Annotated in this window: 1 protein-coding gene; it reads left to right on the forward strand. The window is 76.0% G+C overall.

The window, feature by feature from the left end:
- Positions 1 to 1,833, forward strand: a 1,833-nt coding sequence (locus SSOG_RS44625) for a phage tail protein I (protein WP_245606532.1), incomplete at its 5' end; no start/stop codon positions are given.
- Positions 1,834 to 1,943: the final 110 nt, after the last annotated feature.

The raw sequence follows: 1,943 nt of genomic DNA on the forward strand, positions 1-1,943 counted from the left end.
CCGCACCGGAAGGCCCCACCAGGGCACAGCTGCTGCCCTGGTTCCCCGACCCCCGTTCTCGCACCGGGGTGCGGGCCGTGCGCCTGGTACCTGCTGGTCCCCGGCGAGCGGCGGCTGATGCACCGCGACGCCTGCGGCGCCTTCGCCCCCGTATGGCCGCCCGGCTGCGACCCCGGGCTGCTGCGCGACCCGGTCTCGGTCGCCGCGCGCGGACACCGACTGACCGTGGTGGACTCCGGCCGCGTCCTGGTGTGGCACCGCGAGGGCGCACAGCTCGCCGGGGTGATCCGGGCGAAGCGCGCCAGCTGGGCCGCCCCGGCCCCCGGCGACGAAATACTGGTCGCCAGTCAGGGCAGCACGGACTTGAGGCGGTACGACCCGGCGGGCCGCTTCCGCGGCGTGCTCCGCACCGGCGCACCCGGCGAGGTCATCGGCCTGCGCACCGGACCGGAGCGGACCGTGTGGCTGCTCACCGACGACGGCGGACGGCTCACGATCCACCGGGGCGGCCACCGCCGCCCCTTCCGCACCGCCACCGTGGACGAACTGGCCGCCGCCCTCCGGCCGTCCGCCCTCACCTCGGCCGACGAGAACGGATTCTGCCTGAGCGAGCAGGGCCCGGACGGCCCCGCCACCACCTGCTTCACCTGGCAGGGTCTGCCCCGGGACCCCGCGCCGCCCGCCACCGACGCCTACGCGACCAGCGGGTCGTACGTCACCACGCTCATCGACAGCGGTATCTCGCGGTGCCGCTGGCACCGCGTCCGCGTGGAAGCCGACGTGCCCGACGGGACGGCCGTCGCCGTCCGGATCGTGGTGAGCGAGGACGGCGGCTACGAGGACAGCGACTGGCAGGCGTCGGCCCCGGGAGCCACCGACTTCCTCGTGGACCAGCCGCCCGGCCGCTTCCTGCGGCTGCGGCTGAGCCTCTCCGGCGACGGCGCCGCGACCCCGGTCGTACGCCGGATCCGGCTGGACTTCCCCCGGGTCACCAGCGCCGACCTGCTGCCACCCGCCTTCCGCGAGGACCCCGCGGCCGACGACTTCACCGAACGCTTCCTGTCGCTGTTCGACGCCACCCTCGCCCAGCTCGACCGGGTCATCGAGCGGTATCCGTCGCTCCTGGACCCGGCCGGGGTCCCCGACCGGGTGCTGCCGTGGCTGGCCGGGCTGCTGGGCCTGTCGTTCGAGGCGGGCTGGGACGCCCGCACCCGGCGCGCCCTGCTGGCCGCCGCCCCGGAGTTGTACCGGCGCCGCGGCACACCATGGGCGCTGCGGGAGGCGGTGCGCATCGTGTTCGGGGTGACCCCGGTCGTCGACGAGCTGGCCACGGACCGCCGCTGGGCCCATCTGCGCGGCGCCGTCGGCGGCTCCGGTGCGGGGACCGTACAGGACCAAGGGCTGGGCGCCATAAGGCTGTTCGGCCGGTCGGCGAGCCGGTTCCGGGTCGGCGGCTCAGCGCTGGGCGCGGCGCCGCTGCGCGCGTTCGGCACGCCCGACAGCGACCCGTTCACCGCGCACGCCCACCGGTTCCGGCTCGCCCTGCCCGCCGGGTCGGCGGACGGGACGGCGCTCGCGCGGCTGGTGGAGCGGCAGGCGCCCGCGCACACGGTGGGGTCGGTACGGACCGGTGGCGCGGGGTTCGTGGTCGGGTCGCGGTCCACGGTCGGCGTGGACACCGCGTTCGTACCGCTGCCCGCACCCGTGCTGGGCGGCGCGCACCCCGTGCGGCTCGGCCGCGACGGGGTGCTGAGGCCGGGACCGAGAGGATTGCGCCGAGGGGTGGGCGTGGGAGTCGTCTCCGCCGTCGGTGTGCACACACAGGTGTCGTGAGAGGACGGGGCATGACGGAGACAGAGACATCACGGTCAGGCACGGAAGGGTTCGACGCGCCACCGCTGCGGCGACTGCGGTACTTCCACGGCCAGATGCTGGGCGCGCGG

It is taken from the genome of Streptomyces himastatinicus ATCC 53653 (assembly GCF_000158915.1).
GTDB lineage: Bacteria > Actinomycetota > Actinomycetes > Streptomycetales > Streptomycetaceae > Streptomyces > Streptomyces himastatinicus.